This window comes from Mycobacterium sp. PDNC021, from assembly GCF_048282635.1.
Taxonomy (GTDB): domain Bacteria; phylum Actinomycetota; class Actinomycetes; order Mycobacteriales; family Mycobacteriaceae; genus Mycobacterium; species Mycobacterium llatzerense.
The window spans coordinates 2,975,487-2,993,787 of sequence record NZ_CP182502.1; the positions used below are offsets into that span (position 1 = coordinate 2,975,487).

At 66.6% G+C, this 18,301-nt stretch carries 16 protein-coding genes and 1 tRNA gene; 11 read left to right on the forward strand and 6 right to left on the reverse strand.

All coding sequences use genetic code 11. The features are described from left to right. The first annotated feature begins 33 nt into the window (after positions 1–33). Positions 34–2,193 carry an excinuclease ABC subunit UvrB gene (gene uvrB / locus ACNO8X_RS14085; protein WP_418001492.1) on the forward strand — a complete coding sequence of 720 codons (2,160 nt, stop codon included), beginning with the start codon at positions 34–36 and terminating at the stop codon, positions 2,191–2,193. A gap of 45 nt (positions 2,194–2,238) precedes the next feature. Further along, the gene (locus ACNO8X_RS14090) at positions 2,239–3,639 is read left to right on the forward strand and encodes an MFS transporter (RefSeq protein WP_418001493.1); all 1,401 of its coding nucleotides are present in this window, start codon (positions 2,239–2,241) and stop codon (positions 3,637–3,639) included. Here ACNO8X_RS14090 and ACNO8X_RS14095 read toward each other — a convergent pair. Together ACNO8X_RS14095 and ACNO8X_RS14100 are read right to left on the reverse strand one after the other, a co-directional pair. Beyond that, positions 3,636–4,616: an acyl-ACP desaturase gene (locus ACNO8X_RS14095; RefSeq protein ID WP_418001494.1), complete on the reverse strand. Its 981-nt coding sequence runs from the start codon at positions 4,614–4,616 to the stop codon at positions 3,636–3,638. The two genes, ACNO8X_RS14090 and ACNO8X_RS14095, sit on opposite strands and share 4 nt — an antisense overlap. A gap of 69 nt (positions 4,617–4,685) precedes the next feature. Then, positions 4,686–5,417 carry an MgtC/SapB family protein gene (locus tag ACNO8X_RS14100; protein WP_043399438.1) on the reverse strand — a complete coding sequence of 244 codons (732 nt, stop codon included), beginning with the start codon at positions 5,415–5,417 and terminating at the stop codon, positions 4,686–4,688. Between the two features lie 85 nt (positions 5,418–5,502). Here ACNO8X_RS14100 and ACNO8X_RS14105 point away from each other — a divergent pair, with 85 nt between their 5' ends. Beyond that, complete coding sequence (locus ACNO8X_RS14105; RefSeq protein ID WP_418001495.1) at positions 5,503–6,273, forward strand: DUF899 domain-containing protein; 771 nt, start codon at positions 5,503–5,505, stop codon at positions 6,271–6,273. A gap of 60 nt (positions 6,274–6,333) precedes the next feature. Further along, positions 6,334–6,407, forward strand: a tRNA-Cys gene (locus ACNO8X_RS14110). Here ACNO8X_RS14110 and ACNO8X_RS14115 read toward each other — a convergent pair. Next, a complete protein-coding gene (locus tag ACNO8X_RS14115) occupies positions 6,408–7,271 on the reverse strand; it encodes an ATP-grasp fold amidoligase family protein (RefSeq protein ID WP_418001496.1) in 864 nt (287 codons plus the stop codon). 30 nt (positions 7,272–7,301) lie between these two features. On the opposite strand from ACNO8X_RS14115, the gene ACNO8X_RS14120 reads away from it, so the two are divergent. Continuing rightward, on the forward strand, positions 7,302–7,721 hold the full coding sequence (locus ACNO8X_RS14120; RefSeq protein ID WP_418001497.1) for a hypothetical protein: 420 nt from the start codon (positions 7,302–7,304) through the stop codon (positions 7,719–7,721). 34 nt (positions 7,722–7,755) lie between these two features. Here ACNO8X_RS14120 and ACNO8X_RS14125 read toward each other — a convergent pair whose 3' ends face one another. Next, positions 7,756–9,567 carry a DUF222 domain-containing protein gene (locus tag ACNO8X_RS14125; protein WP_418001498.1) on the reverse strand — a complete coding sequence of 604 codons (1,812 nt, stop codon included), beginning with the start codon at positions 9,565–9,567 and terminating at the stop codon, positions 7,756–7,758. A 92-nt stretch (positions 9,568–9,659) separates the two neighbouring features. On the opposite strand from ACNO8X_RS14125, the gene ACNO8X_RS14130 reads away from it, so the two are divergent. From ACNO8X_RS14130 to ACNO8X_RS14150, 5 genes are all read left to right on the forward strand, one after another. Continuing rightward, positions 9,660–10,004: a transposase gene (locus tag ACNO8X_RS14130; protein WP_418001499.1), complete on the forward strand. Its 345-nt coding sequence runs from the start codon at positions 9,660–9,662 to the stop codon at positions 10,002–10,004. Between the two features lie 125 nt (positions 10,005–10,129). Then, positions 10,130–10,954 (forward strand): transposase, encoded by an 825-nt coding sequence (locus tag ACNO8X_RS14135; RefSeq protein WP_418001500.1) that lies wholly within the window; start codon positions 10,130–10,132, stop codon positions 10,952–10,954. A gap of 86 nt (positions 10,955–11,040) precedes the next feature. Next, positions 11,041–11,901, forward strand: coding sequence for an acyl-CoA thioesterase (locus ACNO8X_RS14140; RefSeq protein WP_418005900.1), 861 nt, complete (start codon positions 11,041–11,043; stop codon positions 11,899–11,901). Positions 11,902–12,141: 240 nt separating this feature from the next. Continuing rightward, positions 12,142–12,585, forward strand: a complete 444-nt coding sequence (locus tag ACNO8X_RS14145) for a universal stress protein (RefSeq protein ID WP_043399432.1) — start codon at positions 12,142–12,144, stop codon at positions 12,583–12,585. Between the two features lie 75 nt (positions 12,586–12,660). Beyond that, positions 12,661–13,449: a MarP family serine protease gene (locus tag ACNO8X_RS14150; RefSeq protein ID WP_418001501.1), complete on the forward strand. Its 789-nt coding sequence runs from the start codon at positions 12,661–12,663 to the stop codon at positions 13,447–13,449. 8 nt (positions 13,450–13,457) lie between these two features. Here ACNO8X_RS14150 and ACNO8X_RS14155 read toward each other — a convergent pair whose 3' ends face one another. Then, on the reverse strand, positions 13,458–14,132 hold the full coding sequence (locus tag ACNO8X_RS14155; protein WP_418001502.1) for an MBL fold metallo-hydrolase: 675 nt from the start codon (positions 14,130–14,132) through the stop codon (positions 13,458–13,460). Positions 14,133–14,221: 89 nt separating this feature from the next. On the opposite strand from ACNO8X_RS14155, the gene uvrA reads away from it, so the two are divergent. Further along, entirely contained in the window at positions 14,222–17,122 is a 2,901-nt protein-coding gene (gene uvrA / locus ACNO8X_RS14160) for an excinuclease ABC subunit UvrA (RefSeq protein ID WP_418001503.1), read from the forward strand. A gap of 2 nt (positions 17,123–17,124) precedes the next feature. Here uvrA and ACNO8X_RS14165 read toward each other — a convergent pair whose 3' ends face one another. Next, positions 17,125–18,300 (reverse strand): winged helix DNA-binding domain-containing protein, encoded by a 1,176-nt coding sequence (locus ACNO8X_RS14165; protein WP_418001504.1) that lies wholly within the window; start codon positions 18,298–18,300, stop codon positions 17,125–17,127. Between the last annotated feature and the right edge of the window lies 1 nt (position 18,301).

Genomic DNA, 18,301 nt, shown 5'->3' on the forward strand with positions numbered 1-18,301 from the left:
CGCCTGTCGGTGCCCGCCTCTACCCTGGTATCCATGGCCTTCGCGACCGAATACCCAGTCCTCGCGCACTCGGAGCACCGGCCGGTCGACGCCATGGTGCGAGCCGGCAACAAGTTCGAAGTGGTCAGTCCGTACGACCCGGCGGGTGACCAGCCCGCGGCCATCGAGGATCTCGAACGGCGCATCAGGGCGGGGGAGCGCGACGTGGTGCTGCTCGGTGCCACCGGTACCGGTAAGTCGGCGACCACCGCCTGGTTGATCGAGCGGCTGCAGCGTCCCACGCTGGTGATGGCGCCCAACAAGACCCTGGCCGCACAGCTGGCCAACGAGCTGCGGGAGATGTTGCCGCACAACGCCGTTGAGTACTTCGTCTCGTACTACGACTACTACCAGCCCGAGGCGTATATCGCCCAGACGGACACCTACATCGAGAAGGACAGCTCGATCAACGACGACGTCGAGCGGCTGCGGCACTCGGCGACGTCCAGCCTGCTGTCACGCCGCGACGTCGTGGTGGTGGCGTCGGTGTCGTGCATCTACGGCCTCGGTACCCCGCAGTCGTACATGGACCGGTCCGTCGAACTGAAGGTCGGCGACGACGTGCCGCGCGACGGTCTGCTGCGCCTGCTCGTCGATATCCAGTACAAGCGCAATGACGTGGCGTTCACCCGCGGCACGTTCCGGGTGCGCGGCGACACCCTCGAGATCATCCCGTCCTACGAGGAACTCGCGGTGCGCATCGAGTTCTTCGGCGACGAGGTCGAGGCGCTGTACTACCTGCACCCGCTGACCGGTGACGTGGTGCGCAAGGTCGATTCACTGCGTATTTTCCCGGCCACCCACTATGTGGCCGGGCCCGAGCGGATGGCCATGGCGATCTCGACCATCGAGCAGGAGCTGGAAGAGCGGCTGGCGCAGCTGGAAGGCCAGGGCAAGCTGCTGGAGGCACAGCGGCTGCGGATGCGCACCAACTACGACGTCGAGATGATGAAGCAGGTCGGGTTCTGCTCGGGCATCGAGAACTACTCGCGGCACATTGACGGTCGCGCCGCGGGCTCGGCGCCGGCGACGCTGCTGGACTACTTCCCGGACGACTTCCTGCTCGTCATCGACGAGTCCCACGTCACGGTGCCGCAGATCGGCGCCATGTACGAGGGCGACATGTCCCGCAAGCGCAACCTGGTCGACTTTGGTTTCCGGCTGCCGTCAGCAGTCGATAACCGGCCGCTGACCTGGGAGGAGTTCGCCGACCGCATCGGGCAGACGGTGTACCTGTCGGCGACACCCGGCTCCTACGAGATGGCCCAGTCCGGCGGCGAGTTCGTCGAGCAGGTCATCCGGCCGACGGGCCTGGTCGACCCCGAGATCGTCGTCAAGCCGACCAAGGGCCAGATCGACGACCTCATCGGCGAAATCCGCAAGCGCACCGAGCGCGACGAGCGGGTGCTGGTCACGACCCTGACCAAGAAGATGGCCGAGGACCTCACCGACTATCTGCTCGAGACGGGCATCCGGGTGCGGTACCTGCATTCCGAAGTGGACACCCTGCGCCGCGTGGAGCTGCTACGTCAGCTGCGACTGGGCGACTATGACGTCCTGGTCGGCATCAACCTGCTCCGCGAGGGCCTGGACCTGCCCGAGGTATCGCTGGTCGCGATCCTCGACGCCGACAAGGAGGGCTTCCTGCGCTCGGCGCGAAGCCTCATCCAGACCATCGGCCGCGCGGCGCGCAACGTGTCCGGCGAGGTGCACATGTACGCCGACAAGATCACCGACTCCATGCAGGCGGCCATCGAGGAGACCGAACGTCGCCGCGCCAAGCAGGTCGCCTACAACGAGGAGAATGGCATCGACCCGCAGCCGCTGCGGAAGAAGATCGCTGACATCCTCGACCAGGTGTACCGCGAGGCAGAGGACACCGAAGCCGTCGAGATCGGCGGTTCGGGCCGCAACGCCTCCCGTGGTCGCCGGGCCCAGGGTGAGCCGGGGCGAGCGGTCAGCGCCGGCATCGTCGAGGGCCGCGACACCGCGAACATGCCGCGTGCTGAGCTGGCGGACCTGATCAAGGACCTCACCGCGCAGATGATGAACGCGGCACGGGATCTGCAGTTCGAGCTCGCGGCCCGCATTCGTGACGAGGTGGCCGACCTGAAGAAGGAGCTGCGCGGAATGGATGCGGCCGGGCTGAAATGACCGCTCCTTGACCTCAACCGTGGTTGAGCCTCTAGCGTCGCCGAAGTGACCGACACGCATGCCGAAACCGTGACCACAGGCAGCTGGCGGGAGCTGCTCGGTCCCAAGTATCTGGGTGCGTCGACGGTGCTGGCCGGCGGGGTTGCGCTGTACGCGACCAACGAGTTCCTGACCATCAGCCTGCTGCCCAGCGCGGTAACTGACATCGGCGGCGGACGGCTGTATGCCTGGGTCACCACGGTGTACCTGGTGGCGTCGGTGATGGCGGCGACGACGGTCAGCGCCATGGTGGCCCGCTTCGGTCCGCGGCAGGCATATGTGTTGGGGTTCAGTGTTTTTGCGCTCGGCAGCGTCGTGTGTGCCCTGGCACCGACCATGGAGGTGATGCTGGCCGGGCGCGTCGTGCAGGGCGCTGCGGGCGGCACGCTGGCCGGGCTGGGCTACGCGGTGATCAATACAGCTCTGCCGCAATCGCTTTGGCCGAAGGCGTCGGCGCTGGTGTCGGCGATGTGGGGTGTCGGGACACTGCTCGGCCCCTCGTCCGGGGGCTTGTTCGCGCAGTTGGGTGTGTGGCGCTGGGCATTCGGCGCGCTCGCCATCCTGACCGTGGCGGTGATGGTCCTGGTCCCGTTGAGTCTGCCGGGCAGATCTGCCGACCACGTGCGGGTGCCGCTGCGGATTCCGCTGTGGTCGTTGGTGATTCTCGGATCGGCGGCCATGGCGATCAGCGTTGCCGGCATCCAGCGCAGCGTGCCGCTCATGGTGGTGCTGCTGGCCGGCGGCGTCGCGCTGGTCGGAGTGTTCATCGTCGTGGACCGGCGGATGCCCGTGAGCGTGCTGCCGAAGACCGCCTACGGGCCCGGCCCGTTCAAGTGGATCTATGTGACCCTCGGCGTGCTGATGGCGGCCACCATGGCCGACATGTACGTGCCGCTGTACGGCCAGCGCCTGGCCGGCCTGGTGCCGTTGACAGCGGGCTTTCTCGCCGTGGCGCTGAGCGTGGGCTGGACGGTCAGCGAGATCGTCAGCGCCTCGGTCACCACACCCGCTCGGGTGGTGCGCATCGTGGCGGTGGCGCCGTTGGTGATGGGGATCGGACTCGGTGCTGCCGCGCTCAGCCAGGTCGATGGCGCCTCACCCGCAGTTGTCGGCGTCTGGGCGCTCGCGCTTCTGGTCACCGGGATCGGTGTCGGCATGGCATGGCCCCACCTGTCGGTGTGGGCCATGGGCCGGGTCGACGATCCCGCGGAAGGGACGGTGGCCGCGGCAGCGATCAACACCGTTCAGCTGATCTGCGGAGCTTTCGGTGCCGGGCTGGCCGGCATCGTCGTCAACACGGTCGATCGGCCCGACGCCGTCGGCGCCAGTTGGTTGTTCGCGGTATTCGCCGGCTTGGCGGCGCTGGGGTGTGTGGCGTCGTATCGGGCCGGCCGGGGGAGTCGCTAGCCCACCACGGCGGAGTCGCGCTGCTCGGCGCGAGCGGCTTCCCGTGCCAGCAGCCGGTCACGTTGCTCCTCGAACCTGCTGGCCTGCTTCGCCATCGTCTCGAGGTAGGCGGCCAGCTCTTCGCGGCGCTTCTCCCCGCGAGCGGTGAAATCGGTGCGATCGAAGATCTTCCACTGGCGCAGCGGTGGCAGGACGACTTCCTCCAGGTGCTGGCGCAGATCGTAGATGCCGTGCTTGGCCATCAGGACGCCGTAACGCCGGAAGTTCGGCATGCCGGTGCCGGGCATCCGGAACTTCTCGATCACCGAGGCGACCGAGTGCAGGGTCTGGTCCGGTGCCAGATCGAGTGCGGCCGCACTCATCTGGCGGTAGAAGATCATGTGCAGGTTCTCATCGGCCGCCACCCGTTGTAGCAGCCGGTCAGCCACCGGGTCGTTGCAGACCTTGCCGGTGTTGCGATGGCTGACTCGGGTGGCCAGTTCCTGGAACGTCGGATACACGATGGCCATCAGCACCCCGGCGCCGATGGCTTCTTCCTCTTCGGCGGTCGGCGCAAATCCGTTGGCTACGTGCTCCATCCGGGCTTGCTCCAGCGCCACCGGGTCAACGCCGCGGTTCACCACCAGATAGTCGCGGAGAGCGATGCCGTGCCGGTTCTCTTCGGCGGTCCAGCGGTTGACCCAGGTGCCCCACGCGCTGTCCAGCGACAAGTGGGTCATGGCTTCACGGTGGTAGGACGGCAGGTTGTCCTCGGTGAGCAGGTTGGTGATCATGGCGGCTTTTGCCAGCTCACTCAGTTGTGACTGCTCGGGATCCCAGTCCTCGCCGCCCGCCGCTGCGAAGTTCTTCCCATTGGCCCACGGCACGTAATCATGCGGATACCAGTGCACCGACCTCGACAGATGCTGGTTGAGGGCGTCGGCGGCTACCGGCTCCAGCTCGGCCAAGTAGTCAGAATCAGTCAATTCGCGCGTCATACGTCCCGTCACCCCGTTAGTTCTGCGAAACGTACAGGAACATCGGGTGTCGGCGCGCCTCCGCGTGCGTCAGTCGGGATCTTCTGTGATTTGACGCACACCGATGACCCCATCGACCTGGGCCAGCACGGCGGCGGCCCCGATGACCCCGGAACCGGCCAGCGTCACCTGGACGCCGACATGGCCGGGTGGCGCCTCGAGGGGTTCTCCGCCGGGGTCGGTTTCCAGGTCGGTGACCTGCCAGTCGCGCCGGCCGCACGCCTGCAACACGTCCCGTAGGACACCGCGGTCGTCGGCATAGGTGATGTGGAGCCGGACGGTCGCGCCCAGGCGCGAGGCCAGCCGCCGGGCCAGCGGCATGAACCCCACGATGATCAGCAGGTGCATCCCGGTCATCACGCTGGCCAGCAGCAGCAAGCCGGCGCCGGCCGCCATGCCGATTGCCGCCGACTCCCACACCGAGGCCGCGGTGGTCAGCCCATGCACCGAGCCCCGGCGCACGATGATGATGCCCGCACCGAGAAAGCCGATGCCCGAGACGATCTGGGCCGCGACGCGGGACGGGTCGACGACCACCAGCCCAGGGGTCAGCACGTCGCCGAAGCCGTACTTGCTCACCAGCATGATCAGCGCGGCTGCGGTGCCGACGATGGTCTGTGTGCGCAAACCGGCGCTCTTGCCCTGGATTTCGCGTTCCAGTCCGATGAGTGCGGTCAGGCCGAACGCGACCACGAGTTCGATGATCTGCCGCGAGCCCTGCCCGGGCCCGCCGAAAAAGGCGGGATCTGCCAGCCATTCCATGGGGGACAAACTAACGCGCTCCGATGACTTTTGGCGGGAGTCGAAGTCTGTCTTATAGAGCCGATATCTGACGAGGAGTGATGCCATGTCCGCGCAACCAACCGCTTACCCCGATGTCGTCACCCGGGAGGAATGGATCGGGGCTCGCACGAAGCTCCTGGCCAGGGAACGGGAGGCGACGCATCTGCGCGACGCGGTCAACGCCGAACGCCGTCGGCTGCCGATGGTGAAGATCGAGAAGAACTATGTGTTCGACGGACCCGACGGCGCCGTCAGCTTGCTGGACATGTTCGAGGGTCGCAGCCAGCTCTACATCCACCACTTCATGTGGGTCGACGCGATCGATGCCGGCTGCCCGAGCTGCACCGCCGCTGCCGATCTGACGTTCACCGAAGAGGATCGAAAGCTGTTGTACGGCAAGGGAGTCACCTTCACGTGCGTCTCTCGGGCTCCGTACGACAGCGTCGCCCGGTATCGCGACCAGCACGGCTGGACGTTTCCGTGGTACTCGTCGCGTGACGGCGACTTCACCTACGACTTCCACGTGACGCTCGACCCGGCGCGGGCACCGATCGAGTACAACTACAAGTCGCTCGACGAGCTGTACGCCGACGGCTGGACCGACGATGACCTGCGCGGAGACTGGCCCGGTGCGAGCGTTTTCCTGCGCCGCGGCGACGAGGTGTTCCATACCTATTCGGCGTACGCGCGCGGGCTCGATCATTCGGCAGTGGGCTATCCGTTCCTCGATCTGACCCCGTACGGACGTCAGGAGCCGTGGGAGGACTCGCCGGCCGGCTGGCCGCAGGGCGGCCCGGTGGTGGGTCGGCCGGTGGGGGACTGCTGCGAGAGGTAGTAATCACCGCGATCCCAACCATGGGCAGGCGCAGCCTCTGCTGGCACTGTGGTCATCAGTGCGGGTGTGGCTGAGTGGCTAGGCACCGGCCTGCAAAGCCGTTCACACGGGTTCGAATCCCGTCACTCGCTCCACTACTGGAGCTCGGGTAGCTGCCACCAGCTCCCGAGCTCCAGGTCGAATGCCGCCGGTGAGTATTGCGCGAATCCGCTCACCGGATAGGCGGCGGTCTCGCCGAACCAGATCTCACCGTCGACGTTGTAGAGATCGACGCGCAGGAAGTCGAAACCTGACGCAATACGTTCGGCGACCGCCAGCATCTCCGTCAGCTGCGCGGGTGGCGCGACGTGCGGGGTGTCTTCTGATCCGGGCCTGGTGGCTACCCGAGTCCATGTCCGGTCGTAGTACGTCGGGCATGGATGGGTGGCTCGTTCGGAGACGTGCAACACATAGCGTGCGACACCGTCGAACACGAAGAACTTGTAGTCAGTCGGGAACCCGGCTGCGTCGCCGATCCGCTCCTCGACGAGGAACCTCGGATTGGCGCGGCTGTAGGCCCATTCGCCCATGATGTGCCAGTTCTCGTTGAACAGCCAGCCCTTGGTGCGGGCGGTCAGCCGCTGAACATCGGGAACTCCCGTGCCCGCGACGATCTTTCCCCAGCGATGTGACGGTTTGAGAATCCACCGGTCAGGTAGTCCAACGGTGACGAGCTGGGTCAGGTCGGTGCCGGACCACAGCGTGCGGGGGATGCGCACGCTGTCACCGGCAGTCTGGCGGGCCAGTTCTTTGACGGCGAGCTTGTCGCAGGTTGGGCTGAGCAGCTCGCGGCGGTCGTGCAGGATGCGCCAGTTGACTTTGTCGGTGAACCGCTGCGGTTCGATCAACTCGGGCAACCGCCGGTGCTGGCGCGCATAAAGTACGAATCTGCGCCAACGTAGCGGTATCGCACGCGCCACCAGACCGCTGACCTGCTGAGCTGCAGTACTGGGTGGCACCGCGACAGCTTAAATGTGTGAGGAGATGGGTTGCCGGGAGATGCGATTCGTGACTGGTTCGTCGAATGGGAGCAGCTGATCCGGGCGGTCGATTACGCCGGCGCGCGCAGGCTGTTCGACCAGGAAGTCGTGGGGTTCGGCACCTACATGCGCCTCGTGCACGGGATCGATGAATTGGTCGATGCGCAGTGGCGATCGATCTGGGCGCGTATCAGTGACTTTCGCTTCGATCTGGACTCGCTGGCCACCCGAACTTCACCGGACGGGCTGTCCGGCTCGGGAATATGCCTTTGGTCGTCAACGGGCTACGACGCCGATCGTCGCGCGTTTGTCAGACCAGGGCGCGCGACGGTGCTGCTGACGCGGTCGACGGTCGATGCTCCGTGGTTGGGCGTACATACTCATCTGTCTCTGGTGCCGGGAACACCGCAGCAGACGTTTGGCCCCTGAAAGTCGTGATTTTTCAGGGGCATTCACGTCTTGTTCACTGCGGTGGTGGGATGTCGTTTTCGCCGGCCTCGCGGGCGGCTTCGCGGGCTGCGTGTCGGCGGTCGGCGGCTTCTTGTGCCGCGGCGATTTCTTTGAGGTCGGCTTCGTTGAGGGCGCGTTCGTAGGCGATCTGCTGGGCTTGGTTGTGGGCGCGGGTGCGCTGCCGGATGGGCATCATGATGCCGCGTCCGGGTGCCGGTGGGGTGTCGAGATCGGTGACGTTCGGCGGTGGACCGTCCGGTAGTGGTGTATCAACCTGCTTGTGGGGGAACAGGATTCGGCTTTCGGGCACGCTGGTGTAGGTGTGGCCGGTGGGTGCGGTCCACACGATGGTGCCGTCGTGCTGTTGCCGGTCCCGCCAGCCGTCGGGTCCGCTGTAGAAGGTTTTGAGTAGGTGGTGTTTGCGGCATTTCGGGCTGAGGTTGCCCGGATGGGTCGGCCCGGCGGGCCACGGGATGGTGTGGTCGAGGTCGCAGGCGGTGGCGGGTTGGTCGCAGCCGGGGAACATGCACGTCATGGCGCGCATCCGGACGAACTCGTCCATGGCGGTCGGGGGCCGGTACCGCGGCACTCCGGCAAGACCACTGGCTGAGGCGACGGTGCGGACGGTGGCGCCGCGGGCCACCAGGTCAGCCAGCAGCGCCGGCGGCACCACCGCGCCGCCGACCATGTAGCCGACGGGTGTGTGTACCGGGGCGGGGACCCGCACCGGCGACACCGCCACCGCAGCAGAACTGTGAGCGGGCGTCGGGGCGGGCGCGGGGCAAGCTGCAGGCATCGGAACCGGCTCGGCTTCCGCGTCGGCGACCGGGGCTGGGGCCTCGGCACAACCGGGGACAGGTCGCGGCTCGGCCGCAGGCTCAAGCGCGATGTCGGGCGTCGTCTCGACGAACGGCTCGGGCGCAGGCTCGGGTTCAGGTGCGGGCGGGGTTGGCATAGGTGCCAGCGGCGCGGCCGGATCCCCACTGAGCAGCGGATCCGCCACCGGCGCCGGTAGCGCGTCGGTGAGCACATGGATCACCACCGCCGTCGCCCGGGCGTCGGGCCCGGCGGCCGGGCAATCCGGCGCACCGCATTGGCAGGTCAGCCGGTCACCGCGGGCCGCGAGTACGCCCAGGGCGTCGGCGCGCCGTTGCCCGAACGTACGTGGATCGTTGTCGCACACCTGCCGGGCCATCTCGGTCAGTACTCGATCCAGTAGTTCGGCGTCGGTGGCCAATAACGCACCCCAGATCGAGGCCACCCCGGTGTCGTCGTCGGGTTTGCCGACCCCGACCCCACGGCGGCGGGCCGCGGACCGGACTTTGAGGACCGCGGCCGGGTCGAATTTGTGCACCCAGCCGTCGATCTTCTTCTCGATCTTCTTGCGCGACAGGCCCGCCCACTCTTTCAGTGCCCCGGCCAGCGCGGCATCGATCACGGCCATCAGGTTGGGGTCTTCGACTAGTCGGGTGCGCCAACAGATCGTGCCCACCGTGCGGGCGGATACCCCGCCGTTGGCGAACACTGCTGCCACCCGTGGGAGCCGGTACCGCAACGCGACGGCGATCGACATCTGCCCCGACGCTTCCTTGGGGCCGATCCCCAGCGCGGCGCCGACTTCCGCGCAGGCGGCGTCCCAGCCATCGCAGGCCCACCACTGCCGATCGCCTTGATTGTCGACGCGCAGCGCGACCAGGTCGGCGATCGCCACGAACCGGCCTGACGCGGCCACCGCTTCCACCCGCGCGTAATGCGTCATGGCATCGACCGTTGAGACATCGTGCACGAGGACTCCCGTGCCGCCGATACCTTCATGTTCGAACATGTGTTCGAGTCTACCTGTCTCTACTGACTCAAACTTTTTGGCAGGGTCGCGTTATCCACAACGAGGCCAGGGTTCAGGAGGTTGAGTGAGTCATGGCCAGATCGCGACGGACGAAGATCCCTGCCGAAGAAAAGACCCGACTGGTGCTGGCCGTGTTGGCCAACGAAATGACGTGCGGGGAGGCCGCACGCCGCAGCGGGGTCTGCCGTGAAACCGTGACGAAGTGGAAGCATCAGTTTTTAGCCGCTGGCGCCGAGCGGCTTGAGGAGGTGCCCAGCGGCCCGGCCGGGGCTAAGGGCACACCCGAACAGCGGCGCCTGCAGATCGAAAACGAGCAACTCAAACTGGCGCTGGCCGAAGCCACGGTGCAGCTTCGGATTTGGCAGCGCGGTGCCGCGCTGATCGATCAGGTCCCTTCCAAGACCTCGAAGCCCTAAGAGAGGCGGCGGGGCTGCCGGTTTCGAGGTTCGCGGTACTGGCAGACATCCCCGAACGCACCTACCGGCGGCGGTTGGCCCGATTGCGTCATGGCGCTGCGGATAGAGGTCCGTGGCCGGCGCCGGTGGTTGATCGCGTCGAAGGCCTGGCTGCCAAATACGCCGAAGCGTGGCCAGCCTGGGGCTACCGCAAGATCGCCGCCATGATGCGCGCCGACGGCCACGACGTCACCAATTCCTCAGTGCAACGAGCACTGAAACGACGAGGCTTGTTGCTGCCCCAGGGATTTCGCGCCGACCGCAAATCCTGGGCGATATTGCGCCGCAAAGTGTTCCGCGACCCACCCACCGAACGCAACCGGGTCTGGCAGACGGACTTCTCCGAATTCGAAACCACCAACGGCGGCATCTGGAGGATCAGTGCCGTCATCGACTACGCCACCAAATACTGCCTGGCGATCACCGTCACCCCCACCAGCCGCGGCATCGATGCCGTGCGCTGCATACAACTGGCCATCGACGAAGCCCAACGCGTCCTGGCTATCGACGACCTACGCGATGACCGCGCCCTGATGGACGTCCTCGACGCCCACGACAACATCATCGGCCAGACACCCGCACCGATCGCCATCGTCACCGACAACGGCCCCTGCTACCGCGGCAAGGACTTCGGGGCACTGTTCGCCGACCACACCGACCCACTGCTGCGGCACGTCCGAACCCGGATCAAATCCCCACAAACCAACGGCGTCATCGAACGGTTCTTCGGCACCCTTAAATACGAGCACCTATTTCGCGGATACATCGGCGACGGCGACGCCCTCGACATGGAAGCCCACCACTTCCGAACCATCTACAACACCATCAGACCCCACCAAGCCCTCGACGACCGCACCCCCAAACAGGCCTACCTAAACTCGACGAACCCACAAAACCTGCCAACTTCTTGACGCAAGACACGTCGATCGGGCGTGCCGCAATGGAATTCACCGATCAGTGCTACCGCTCAATTTGGCGCGTGGACATGTCAGGCAAGATGCCTCAGGTGACGTACCGTTCGCCGACCTTGTCCGATCTCGTCAGCACGCTGCTGGTGGATCAGACCGATGACCACCACTTCGTGGCAACTCAACTCGACAACCCCGGCCACCACATCGCCGGCGGCCATCTCGCCGGTCAGGTGCTGGTGGCGGCGAGCCGGACCGCACCGGGACGTAGCGCGCACAGCCTGCATGTCTACTACCTGCGTGCCGGTGACGCCCGGTATCCGGTTGAGGTCCAGGTCGACGCCGCGCGCGATGGCGGCACGCTCGCGACGCGCCGGATCACCGCCCGTCAGGATGGGGAGATCCTGCTGGAGGCGTTGGCGTCGTTCAGCGCCCCGGTCGAAGCGCTCGACTATCAGGCGACCATTCCTGATGTGCCGGAACCGCTTTCGGTACCGACCATGGCCGAACAGCTCGCCGACTACGCCGACGAATCAGGTGGCTTCTGGGTCCGCGACCAACCGTTCGAGCTGCGGTACATAGATCCGCACCCGCGGTTGGCGAAGGAGTCGCCGGACCCGGCGCCGCATCTGCGCATGTGGTGGCGCCCGACGGACATCATCCCCGATGACCCGGCGTTGCACGCCGGGCTGCTCGCGTATCTGACCGGTACCACCATGCTGGAGGCGGCAATGATCCCGCGTGGTGCGCTGCCGGCCCACACCTTCTCCGCGCTGATCGACCACGCGCTGTGGTTCCACCGGCCAGTGGATCTGAGTGACTGGGTGCTGTCCGACCAGACCTCGCCGAGTGGCATTGGCGGCCGCGGCCTGGCCAGCGGGACAATGTACAACCGTGCCGGACAGTTGGTGTGCGTGGCCACGCAGGAGCTGTATTTCGGTCGTGGCTAACAATCTTGGGCCTGAAGCGGTCCCGCTCACCGGGCGAAACACGCGGTTGTTTCGTCACCATTAGCAAGCCCGTTGCGGTGGCTGCCGCTAACATCGGTGCCGGTAAAGCACATTTTTCACGGTATCCCCGGCGAACTTGTGTGGTGAAACCGCACCATCGGCCGCGCTTCAGCGGCTACTGTCTGCGGTGACGCCGGACAGTACGCCGGATACTCAAACCTGCATAACGGGAGGCCATTGATGAGCGGCTACCAGACCGTGGTCGTCGGTACGGACGGATCGGATTCGTCATTGCGCGCTGTGGAGCGTGCCGCCCAGATCGCCGCGGGGGCCAATGCGAAATTGGTCGTGGCAACCGCCTACTTCCCGCACGCCGATGATCAGCGTGCGGCCGACGTCCTGAAGGACGAGGGCTACAAGGTGCACGGCGACGCGCCGATCTACGCGATCCTGCGTGAGGCTCGTGACCGCGCCGAGGCAGCCGGTGCCACTCAGGTGGAGGAGAAGGCTATCGTCGGCGCTCCCGTCGACGCGCTGGTCGAGCTGGCTGAGGGTTCCAACGCCGACCTGCTGGTCGTCGGAAACGTCGGTCTGAGCACCATTGCCGGCCGTCTGCTGGGCTCGGTGCCGGCGAACGTCGCTCGTCGCGCCAAGGTCGACGTGCTGATCGTCCACACCTCGTAAGGTTCGGATTTCCCTGAGGCCCCCGGCGTACTGCCGGGGGCCTCAGGATTTTTCGTGCCCGTAAAGTTTCGAGCCATGGCCCGCAGAAGTCTCGTCCTTGCGTCGTGGGTGACGCTGTCACTGGCCGCGTCACTTGTCGCCGGCTGCGGTGCGAACGATCGGACCGCAGCGCCCGCGACGACCTCCGGGCTGGCGTCCGAGACCGCATCGACGATCCCGTCCGTCGGCCCGCCGGACCCCAACGTGGCGCGCAATCCCGCCGTGGCCGCGGCACAGGGGAGTGTGGTGCGGGTGCACGGTATCGCCCACAGTTGCCGAAAGCGGTTGGAGGGCACCGGGTTTGTCGTGGCGCCCAAGCGGGTCATGTCCACCGCCCATGGTGTTGCCGGGACCGACGAGATCTCGGTCGAGGTCGGCGGCACCAAGTACGACGGCCACGTGGTTTCGTTCGACCCCAACATGGACATCTCGATCCTCGCCGTCCCGGACCTGCCGACGGCTCCGTTGATGTTCTCCGAGGCGCCCGCCGTCAGCGGTGCCGACGCGGCAGCCCTCGGGTTTCCGCACGGGGGTGCGTACGAGGCCAAGCCGGTCCGGGTCCGTGAGGTCATCAAGCTGCAGGGGCCTGACATCTTTCGCACCGGCACGGTGACGCGCGAGGTGTATGCCATCAGAGGTGCTGTGCAGCAAGGAAATTCAGGTGGCCCGCTGGTCGACCTGGACGGTCGCGTGCGTGGTGTGGTCTTCGGCGCAGCGCAGGACGACCCCGACACGAGTTTCGCATTGACCGCGAAGGAAGTCGCACCCCAGCTGGCGCTGGTCGGTAACACCGAACCCGTCCCGACGGGCCAGTGCGTGGGCTGACGTAGCCCTTACCAGCCGCGCGTCCGCCATTCTTCGAGGTGCGGCCGCTCGGTGCCGAGTGTGGTGTCGTCGCCGTGCCCGGGGTAGATGACCGTCGAGTCGGGGTAGACGTCGAAGACCTTGCGGGTGACGTCGCCGAGCAGTCGCTCGAAGTCGCCTTCCTGCCAGGTCTTGCCGACGCCGCCCGGAAACAGGCAGTCGCCGGTGAAGAGGTGTGTGACGTCACCGTCGGCCCCGCGGAGCGCGAGCGCGACCGAACCTTCGGTGTGACCTTGCAGGTGGATGACGTCGAGGGCCAGGTCGCCGATCGTGATGGTGTCGCCGTCGGCCAGAATCCGGTCGGGCTTGACGGGCAGTGGCTCGGCGTCCAGGGCATGCGCCGCGGTGGGTGCGCCTGTGGCTTCGGCCACTTCGGCCAGCGCCTGCCAGTGGTCGAAGTGCTGGTGGCTGGTGACGATGAGCTCGACGTTCGGCGTTTGCGACCTGATCAGCACGACGAGCGCGGCGCCGTCGTTCGCGGCGTCGATGAGCAGCGTCTTTCCGGTCGCGGAACAAGTGATGAGGTACGCGTTGTTGTCCATCGGTCCGACCGATGCCTTGACGATCGTCGCGGCAGGCAGCGTGCGACGTGCCGCGGTGCCCGCATCGACGTGGCCGGTGTAGGTGTCGTTGACGACTGTCATGACGCCACCGTATCGGGCTTGTCGGTGGGGGCACATAGCATGGCGCTGTGGTGTCTGGACTACCCAGACAAACAGGTGAAGGGATACGTGTGTCGGACCGTCTGATCGTCAAAGGTGCGCGCGAGCACAACCTGCGGGGAATCGACCTTGACCTGCCAAGAGACTCGCTGATCGTGTTCACGGGCCTGTCCGGATCGGGCAAGAGCTCGCTGGCGTTCGACACCATCTTCGCCGAGGGGCAGCGCCGCTACGTCGAGTCGCTGTCGGCCTACGCCCGCCAGTTCCTGGGCCAGATGGACAAGCCCGACGTGGACTTCATCGAAGGCCTCTCGCCCGCGGTGTCCATCGACCAGAAGTCGACCAACCGCAACCCGCGCTCGACCGTCGGCACCATCACCGAGGTCTACGACTACCTGCGTCTGCTCTACGCGCGCGCCGGCACTCCGCACTGCCCGGTGTGTGGTGAGCGCATCGCTCGGCAGACGCCGCAGCAGATCGTGGACCAGGTGCTCGCCATGGACGAGGGCATCCGGTTCCAGGTGCTCGCGCCCGTGGTCCGGACCCGCAAGGGTGAGTTCGTCGACCTCTTCGACAAGCTCAACGGCCAGGGCTACAGCCGCGTGCGGGTCGACGGCGTCGTGCACTCGCTGACCGATCCGCCGAAGCTCAAGAAGCAGGAGAAGCACGACATCGAGGTGGTCGTCGACCGCCTCACTGTCAAGGCCAGCTCCAAGCAGCGGCTCACCGATTCGGTGGAAACCGCGTTGGGCCTCGCCGACGGCATCGTCGTGCTGGAGTTCGTCGACCGCGACGACAATCATCCGCAGCGCGAGCAGCGTTTCTCGGAGAAGCTGGCCTGCCCCAATGCGCACCCGTTGGCCGTCGATGACCTTGAGCCGCGGTCGTTCTCGTTCAACTCCCCGTACGGCGCCTGCCCTGAGTGCACCGGCCTGGGCATCAAGAAGGAAGTCGACCCCGAGCTCGTCGTGCCGGACCCGGAGCTGACGCTCGCCGAGGGTGCGGTGGCGCCGTGGTCCATGGGCCACAACGCCGACTATTTCACCCGCATGATGGCGGGGCTCGGCGAAGAGCTGGGCTTCGACATCGACACCCCGTGGAAGAAGCTTCCGGCCAAGGCGCGCAAGGCGATTCTGGAAGGCTCCGACCACCAGGTGCACGTCCGGTACAAGAACCGGTACGGCCGCACCCGCTCCTACTACGCCGATTTCGAGGGCGTGCTGGCGTTCCTGCAGCGCCGGATGGAGCAGACCGAATCCGAGCAGATGAAGGAACGCTACGAGGGCTTCATGCGGGACATCCCGTGCCCCGAGTGCGCCGGCACTCGTCTCAAGCCGGAGATCCTGGCCGTCACCCTGTCCGCGGATGACGACGCGAAATCCATTGCGCAGGTGTGTGATCTGTCCATCTCGGACTGCTCGACGTTCCTCAACGCGCTGACTCTCGGTTCGCGCGAGCAGGCCATCGCCGGCCAGGTACTCAAAGAGGTGCAGTCGCGGCTCGGGTTCTTGCTCGACGTCGGTCTCGATTACCTGACCCTGTCGCGGGCCGCGGGCACGTTGTCCGGCGGTGAGGCACAACGTATTCGGCTGGCCACCCAGATCGGTTCGGGTCTGGTCGGCGTGCTCTACGTACTCGATGAACCCTCCATCGGGTTGCACCAGCGGGACAACCGCCGGCTCATCGACACCCTGGTCCGGCTGCGCGACCTCGGCAACACGCTGATCGTCGTCGAGCACGACCTGGACACCATCGCGCACGCCGACTGGGTCGTCGACATCGGTCCCGCTGCCGGTGAGCACGGCGGCCAGATCGTGCACAGCGGCACCTACAAGGAACTGCTGAAGAACACCAATTCGATTACCGGTGCCTATCTTTCGGGCCGGGAGCAGATCGAGGTTCCGGCCATCCGGCGGCCCGTCGACCGCAAGCGGCAGGTCACCGTGGTCGGCGCCCGGGAACACAACCTCAAAGAGGTCGACGTCGCGTTCCCGCTGGGTGTGCTGACGTCGGTCACCGGAGTCTCCGGCTCAGGCAAGTCGACATTGGTCAACGACATCCTGGCGACCGTCATGGCCAACAAGCTCAACGGCGCCCGGCAGGTGCCTGGCCGGCACACCCGGATCAACGGGCTCGACCAGCTGGACAAGCTGGTGCGGGTCGACCAGTCACCGATCGGCCGCACCCCGCGGTCCAACCCGGCGACCTACACCGGCGTGTTCGACAAGATCCGCACGCTGTTCGCGGCGACGACCGAGGCCAAGGTCCGCGGCTACCAGCCGGGCCGGTTCTCGTTCAATGTGAAAGGTGGCCGCTGCGAAGCATGTTCGGGTGACGGCACCATCAAGATCGAGATGAACTTCCTGCCGGACGTGTACGTGCCGTGCGAGGTGTGCCAGGGCGCCCGGTACAACCGGGAAACCCTCGAGGTGCACTACAAGGACAAGACCATCTCCGAGGTGCTCGACATGCCCATCGAGGAGGCTACCGAGTTCTTCGAGCCCATCAGCTCGATCCACCGGTACCTCAAGACGCTCGTCGACGTCGGCCTGGGCTACGTCCGGCTGGGCCAGCCCGCCCCGACGCTGTCCGGTGGTGAGGCCCAGCGGGTGAAGCTGGCCGCCGAACTGCAGAAGCGGTCCACCGGCCGCACCGTCTACATCCTCGACGAGCCGACCACCGGCCTGCATTTCGAGGACATCCGCAAGCTGCTCAAGGTGATCAACGGTCTGGTCGACAAGGGCAACACGGTCATCGTGATCGAGCACAACCTCGACGTCATCAAGACCTCGGACTGGATCGTCGACATGGGCCCCAACGGCGGCGCGGGCGGCGGCACGGTGGTGGTGTCCGGCACACCGGAGGACGTCGCGGCGAGCCCCGACAGCTACACCGGACAGTTCCTCGCGGAGCTGTTACCGGCCGTCGTGCCGGATCCGCCGAAGACCAGGCGGCGCAAGGTGAGTGCCTAGGTTCAGCGAGACAGGGCCTGGCTCAGGGGTGACGGGAACCGCGGCTTGACCCGCACCCCGTCGAGCCAGTCCGTCAGCTCGGAAGCCTTGCGCTGCAGCACCTTCCGCGCCGACGCCCCGACGTCTTCGACGTACTCCAGCCGCACCCGGCCGTCCGCATCCTGACCCCAGGCGCCGACGACGCGGCTGTCCCACCACACCGTGGGGCCGGCATTGCCGGAGCGGTCGAACAGCTGCCCGGCGTGCGGACCCAGGTACCACGAGCGGGCCTGCCAGCCCATGACGGTCGGGTCCAACCCGGGCAGCAGTGCGCCCCAAGGCGGGGCGGGGGGAGCGGCGTCGAGATCGTCGGGCAGGACGAACCCAGCGTCATCGCAGTCTGCCAACCCGACTTCGACGGCCTCGATCGACCGCAGCCCTTCGCGCGCCCACGTCAAGGTCTGCCCGAACCACCACTTCACATCGGTGGCGGTGGCCGGGCCGAAAGTCCGCAGCCAGGCGCGCAGCAGCGCCGCCCGGGCGTCGTCGGCGGGCAGGGCGCCGGCAGGTTCGGGCAGCCAGTGCCCCGCCGAGGCCCACCGTGGCCGCGACGTCGTCCAGGTGCCGTCGTTGGGTCCGCGCAGCAGATGCCCTTGCGCGGACAACACGGTCAGCACCCGCGGGGCGACGGGAGTGCTTCCGCCCCAGGTCTTTCCGGGTGCAGGGTCCCACTCGCCGGCCAACTCCGGCAACGCGGTCCGCAGCGTGGCGGTGTTGGCGAAATCGCCCGAGGACAGGTGGCCGCGGACGGCGGCCGACGCAAGCTCCAGCCAGGCCTCGCCGTCGGCCGCGATGCCGGATTTCTCGACGTCGCCGATCAGCCGTTTGCGCTCGGTCGCGGCCACGCGATCGCTGGCCGCAGCCTGGACCGCGGGCAGGTCGTCGGTGTGCACCACCCACAGCGTCCGGCGCATCGCCATGTGTTTGACCAGCTGCCGGTCCCGATACATCGCACTGTCGAGATCGGTGACGGTGAAACCGGGCAGCCGCGCCCACAGCGACAGGTACGGCGTAGCGGGGTCGGTGCCGTGCAGGCCTACCAGCGACCGGGTCACCTCGTTGTGACTCGATGCCGCTCCGCTCAGGAAATGACGTTGCGCCAAGCGATTGCGGCGCTCGGCGACGGTGAAGGTACGCAAG